General features: G+C 71.3%; 6 protein-coding genes. All 6 read right to left on the reverse strand.

Annotated elements, in window-relative coordinates; translation table 11 throughout:
• Positions 1 to 62 precede the first annotated feature (62 nt).
• Positions 63 to 1,121 (reverse strand): saccharopine dehydrogenase family protein, encoded by a 1,059-nt coding sequence (locus ACFWN1_RS31600; protein ID WP_384369637.1) that lies wholly within the window; start codon positions 1,119 to 1,121, stop codon positions 63 to 65.
• Between the two features lie 52 nt (positions 1,122 to 1,173).
• Positions 1,174 to 2,013 (reverse strand): oxidoreductase, encoded by an 840-nt coding sequence (locus ACFWN1_RS31605; RefSeq protein ID WP_384369640.1) that lies wholly within the window; start codon positions 2,011 to 2,013, stop codon positions 1,174 to 1,176.
• On the reverse strand, positions 2,010 to 2,591 hold the full coding sequence (locus ACFWN1_RS31610) for a TetR/AcrR family transcriptional regulator (protein WP_384369643.1): 582 nt from the start codon (positions 2,589 to 2,591) through the stop codon (positions 2,010 to 2,012). Before ACFWN1_RS31610 ends, ACFWN1_RS31605 begins: the two co-directional genes overlap by 4 nt.
• A gap of 73 nt (positions 2,592 to 2,664) precedes the next feature.
• Positions 2,665 to 3,483, reverse strand: a complete 819-nt coding sequence (locus tag ACFWN1_RS31615; protein ID WP_384369646.1) for an anti-sigma factor domain-containing protein — start codon at positions 3,481 to 3,483, stop codon at positions 2,665 to 2,667.
• Positions 3,470 to 4,033: a sigma-70 family RNA polymerase sigma factor gene (locus ACFWN1_RS31620; RefSeq protein WP_384369649.1), complete on the reverse strand. Its 564-nt coding sequence runs from the start codon at positions 4,031 to 4,033 to the stop codon at positions 3,470 to 3,472. Before ACFWN1_RS31620 ends, ACFWN1_RS31615 begins: the two co-directional genes overlap by 14 nt.
• Before the next feature lie 47 nt (positions 4,034 to 4,080).
• Positions 4,081 to 4,761 carry a class F sortase gene (locus tag ACFWN1_RS31625; protein ID WP_384369652.1) on the reverse strand — a complete coding sequence of 227 codons (681 nt, stop codon included), beginning with the start codon at positions 4,759 to 4,761 and terminating at the stop codon, positions 4,081 to 4,083.
• Positions 4,762 to 4,932: the final 171 nt, after the last annotated feature.

Below are 4,932 nucleotides of genomic sequence, written 5' to 3' on the forward strand. Positions count from 1 at the left end.
CCACGAGGGCCGCACGGCCGGTCCGTCATCACGGTGCCCGGCGCGGCGCCGCTGTCCGGAAGTCAGGCCAGGTCGTGACGGGTGACGTCGGGAACGGTCAGGACGAGGTCGGGGCCGTAGGCGGACGCGGGTGTCTGGAATCCGGGTGTGTGAGTGCCGTCGAGCACCTGCCGCAGCACGACGACAGCTGCGCGGGCCGTGAACTCGTAGGCCTCGGGCCCGTGGAGGACCGCTGCCGCCCGCTGCCCCCTGCTGTTGGTGACCTGGGCCCAGACATGACTGCTCCCCCGGGTCAGGGTGGCATCGTCCGGGCCCGGCGGCAGCCGCCTGACCAGGGCGTTCGTGACGGCACGCCACGGCGCGGAGGTGAAGAGGGCGGGGGCCCTGGAGGCGAGACCCATGAGTGCGCGCACGGGTGCGGGCAGGACGGTGTACGTGTCGATGGTCCGGATGCCGGTGGAACGTGCGGCGGTGAGCAGGTCGGCCCGCCAGGGGTTGGCGGCCGCGGTGACCGGTCCCCCGCCGAAGTCGACCTTCCGGGTGACGGCCGCGGCCCGCTGCGGCCGGTAGACACCTCGGTCCAGGCGGACACCGGTGCGCGGAAGATCGCGGAGCAGGGTCGCGGCGGTGCCTCGGGAGAGGCCGCCCACCGTGTGGAAGGCGATCTCGAGCCGGTCGGCGTCCGGCAGCCGCCCGAGCAGGTGGACGGCGATGCTGTCGGTGGGCACCACGCCGAACCCGGCTCCGGGCAGCAGCATGACACCGGCGGCCCTGGCCTGTTCGTCGTGGCCTGCGGCGAGGCGGAACTCGGGGACCTCGCCGGCCAGGTCGAGGTAGTGGGTACCTGAGCGGAGGCAGGCGTCGATCAGTGGCGGGGCGGTCCGGTCGAAGGGGCCCGCACAGTTGAGGACGACCGTGGCGCCGCCCATGGCGTCGTCCACGGCGGCCCGGTCGTCGAGAGCGAAGGCACGGACGGGCAGCCCCAGATCGCGGCCGGCCTCGGCCAGGGCGGCGGCGTCCCGGCCGGCGAGGACGGGACGCAACCCCGCTTCGACGGCGCGGCGGGCGGTGAGCCGGCCGATGTAGCCGGTGGCGCCGTAGATCAGCGCGGTGGGACTCATAAAAGGTTCCTTCGGGTCTGCATGGCCAGGCCGTCCAGCCGGTCCTGGTGCTTCATCCGGCCGTGCGGTACTGCAACTTGAGGTAGGCGTCGAAGGCTCGGGCGCCCAGCAGGCGGCGGGTGTGGACGAGGGACTTGGCCGCGGGGGTGACGACGTAGCGGGTGCGGGGCCGCCGTGCGGTCGCGGCGTGCCGGATGGCTCCGGCTACGACCTCGGGAGGAGCCGAGAGCAGCTTGGAGCGATAGGACGCGCGCATCTGCCGGGCGTTCGCGTCGGTGAGGGCGGCGTAGGGACCGTCGGAGGTGGACGAGGTCGCCTGCGTCTGTGCGGCGACCTCCTCGAATCCGGTGCGTATCAGCCCGGGTTCGATCAGGCTGACCTTGATGCCGAACGGGGCGCTCTCGTACCGCAGGGCGTCGGTGATCGCCTCGACCGCGTATTTGCTGGCGTGGTAGTAACCGCCGACGGGAAAGACGAGCCGGCCGCCCATCGAGCCGACGTTGATGACGCGGCCCGAGCCGGCGGCCCGCATGGCGGGCAGAGCGAGCTGGGTCAGGCGGGCGAGACCGAAGACGTTGGTCTCGAACTGGCGGCGTACGTCGTCCAGCCGGGTTTCCTCGATGGTGCCGTACTCGCCGTAGCCGGCGTTGTTGACGAGGATGCCGATGTGACCGTGGCGTTGTTCCACGATTTTGACGGCGGCCGTCATGGAGTCCTCGTCCGTGACGTCCAGCGCCAGGGTGTGCGCTCCGGCGGCGGCGAGGTCGGCGATGGCTTCGGGGTCGCGGGCCGTGGCGTAGACGGTGAGGCCCGCTCGGCGACTGAGCAGTTCCACGGTGGCTCGCCCGATGCCGGAGGATGTTCCGGTGATCAGGACGGCGGTGTCGGTCATGAGAGCTGGTCCTTGGCGGAGTCGGCGGCCTGGAGGCCGGAGACGATCAGGGTGACGCCGAGGTGCAGTCGGCGGCGGGGAGTTTCCGGGTCGGTGAGGTCCGCTTCCAGGCCCCGGGTGAGCGCGAGGAGGAGATGCGCGATCTCACCCGCGTCGGTCCGGGGGTGGTCGCGGGACACCGCGTCGGCGAGGAGACCGGTCATCGCCTCGTCGTAGGCGGAGAGAAGGTCCGCGGTGAGACGGGCGTCGATGGCGAGCAGTTCGGCCGCGTGGGCGGGGCTGTCACGCCATACGCCGGCGACCATGTCCAGCTTGCTCTCGAGAGCACCGGCAAGCCGCGCGGGCAGGTCCGTCCGGTCCGTCACCGCCGCCCGGGAGGCGGCGAGCGCGCCGTCGAGCAGGTGTTGCACCAGGCGCCGGAAGACGTCTTCTTTGTTGCGTACGTACTGGTAGACGGCGGGACGTGACATTCCCGCCTCGCGAGCGAGGTCATCCATGGTGGTGCGCCGTACGCCATGCCGGGTGAAGCAGGTGTAGGCAGCACGCAGGATGGTCTCCACCCGATCGGTGTCAGACATACTGACACTCTAATCCCAGAGTGTCAGTATGTCGAGCGATCAGGCGGCTGAACGCGGAGCGTCCTCCCGGCGATCAGCCGGCGTAGGGGCCGCGGACGATGCTCTTGCCGGAGTGGTCCGTCTTGCCGTTGTAGGGCTGTACGGAGACGTCGACGACGGAGTACTCACCCAGGTCGATGTTGTCCGGGACGGGCAGGGTGGCCTTGCCGTCGGGGTCGAGGACGCCCATGGAGACGAGCTTGGTGTGGTCGCTGTTCATCAGCCACACCTCGAAGTAACCCGATGTGGACGGGAGTCCCTTCACATCCACGGTCAGACTGCGGTGGGTCGGCGTGCCGCGCAGGCTGGCGTAGCCCGTGGAGGCGGCGCGCAGGGAGTCGAGCGGCTTTCCGGCGGCGACCGCGGGCGCGCTCCCGTCGCGGGTGGCCCACCAGGTGACCGTACTGCCCGCGGCGGCACCGAGCAGCGCGGCGCACGCGGCCAGGACCACACTGAAACGCGCCCGCCGCCGCACACGCGGCGCAGGTACCGATACCGGTGCCGGTGTCGGTGCCGGTGCCGGTGTCGGTGCCGGTGGATCGGACTCGGCACGGGGCCGCGCGGCGTCCTGCTCGGAGACGATCGTGCGGAGTTCGTCCTCGACCGAGGTCTCCCGGATGTCGGGCTCTTCCTGGAGGGAGAGTTCGGCCGCGATGTCCGCCCACAGCCCGGCAGGGGGCTGGAGCAGGAGGTCCGCGCCGGGTTCCGGCGCCTGGGCGGTCCTGACGACGCGGCGGAAGGAGTCGAGTTCCCGCCGGCAGGTGGGACAGGTCTGAAGATGGAGGCTGTCGTCGGCCGCGGGCAGCTCTCCGAGCGCCATCAAGAGGAGGGTCTCCTCGTCAGCGTGCTTCACTGTCCACCTCCAGTCGATGCTTCAAGCGCATCATCCCGCGCCGTGTATGGCTTTTGACCGTCCCCAGCGGCATACCCGTCCGCTCGGCTATCTGCGCCTGGCTCAAGTCCTCGTAGAACGCCATCCTGAGGACAGTCTGCTGAGGCGCCGGCAATTGGTCGAGCTCGTCCATGACCACGATGTGATCGACGACCGTGTCGGCCGTCCCGGTCCTGTTCGCTCCGTCGTCGGGAACGGCGAACGCCGCGACAGCCCGCTGGTCGCGCTCGTGCCGGGACCGCCGCTCGAGTGCGTCGGCGATCTTCTTGTGCGTGATGCCCACCAGCCACGTCTTGAGCGAACCGCGTTGGAGATCGAAGTTCTTGCGGCCCCGCCAGGCACCGACGAACACCTGCTGCGTCACGTCCTTGGCCTCCTCAGGATCGCCGAGCTTGCGGGAGGCGATCGTGAACAGCAGCGCCCCCCAACGGCGATACGCCTCGTTCAGACACGCCTCGTCCCCTTCGGCGAAGCCGTGGGCGAGCAGGTCGGCGGACAAAGGGATGGTCACCGGCGCCACACTAGCCGCAAGAATCCGGGAGCCGGCCCACAATCCCGTCATCGTCCCACCGCTTCCGCGGTCACGACCAGGTTGTTCTGGTATCCGCCGTCGTCGGCGACATAGGGGCCGGTGCAGGTGATCAGCGTCAGCACCGCCGGGCCTTCCACCCGGAACGCTCCGGTGGCTCCCAGGGCCTTCTTGGCGACCGTCCGGCGGGAGACCACCCGGTAGTCGACGGCGGTGCCGGCCGACCGCGAGACCCGCACCAGGTCGCCGCGCCGGACCTCGTTCAACGCGACCAGCACGCCCAGCCCGCGCCCCTTGGCATCGACATGCCCGACGATCACCGAGGAGCCGGCGGCCTCCCCCGGGGCCGGTGAGAAGCGGTACCAGCCCACCCGCCCGGGATCAGCGGGCACCTCGACCTGTCCCGCCTTCGTCACCCCCACGGCACCGATCGCGGACCGCACCCCCAGCCGGGGAATGGACAGCGCTCGCGGAACGGACGGGGCGGAGGAGGCAGCCGGGAGCGCGCCCTCATCGTGGGCGGCGGACGCGGCAGCGGACGGCAGTGCGCCGGACGGAACCGGTGCCGCCGAACGCGGCGTCAGCTCCGAGGGGGCGCCGGAGCGCGGTGCCGCGCCGAAGTCGGCCGCGCCGACCCGGTTCCCGGACCATGCGACGGCAGCCCAGACCCCCGCCGCCAGCAGGCCCGCGAGCGCGAGCGAAAGCGCCATCCAGGCAGAACGCCTCGACCGGGGCCCGCTCATGAAACACCACCACTTTCTCAGTCGGAACGATCGGGCCACGGGCTGTCCGCCGACGTGCGCGGCGGGGGCGCCGACCGTGGTAGGCGCCCCCGCCGTCTCGTGCCTCCGGGGGGCGCTGTCCGTCACCGAGCGGAACCC

The sequence above is a fragment of the Streptomyces sp. NPDC058459 genome, assembly GCF_042721685.1.
GTDB lineage: Bacteria > Actinomycetota > Actinomycetes > Streptomycetales > Streptomycetaceae > Streptomyces.

Bases quoted from the DNA above. Each gene is read 5' to 3' on its own strand.
- ACFWN1_RS31600 (WP_384369637.1), bottom strand. From the start codon at position 1,121: ATGAGTCCCACCGCGCTGATCTACGGCGCCACCGGCTACATCGGCCGG.
- ACFWN1_RS31605 (WP_384369640.1), bottom strand. From the start codon at position 2,013: ATGACCGACACCGCCGTCCTGATCACCGGAACATCCTCCGGCATCGGG.
- ACFWN1_RS31610 (WP_384369643.1), bottom strand. From the start codon at position 2,591: ATGTCTGACACCGATCGGGTGGAGACCATCCTGCGTGCTGCCTACACC.
- ACFWN1_RS31625 (WP_384369652.1), bottom strand. From the start codon at position 4,761: ATGGCGCTTTCGCTCGCGCTCGCGGGCCTGCTGGCGGCGGGGGTCTGG.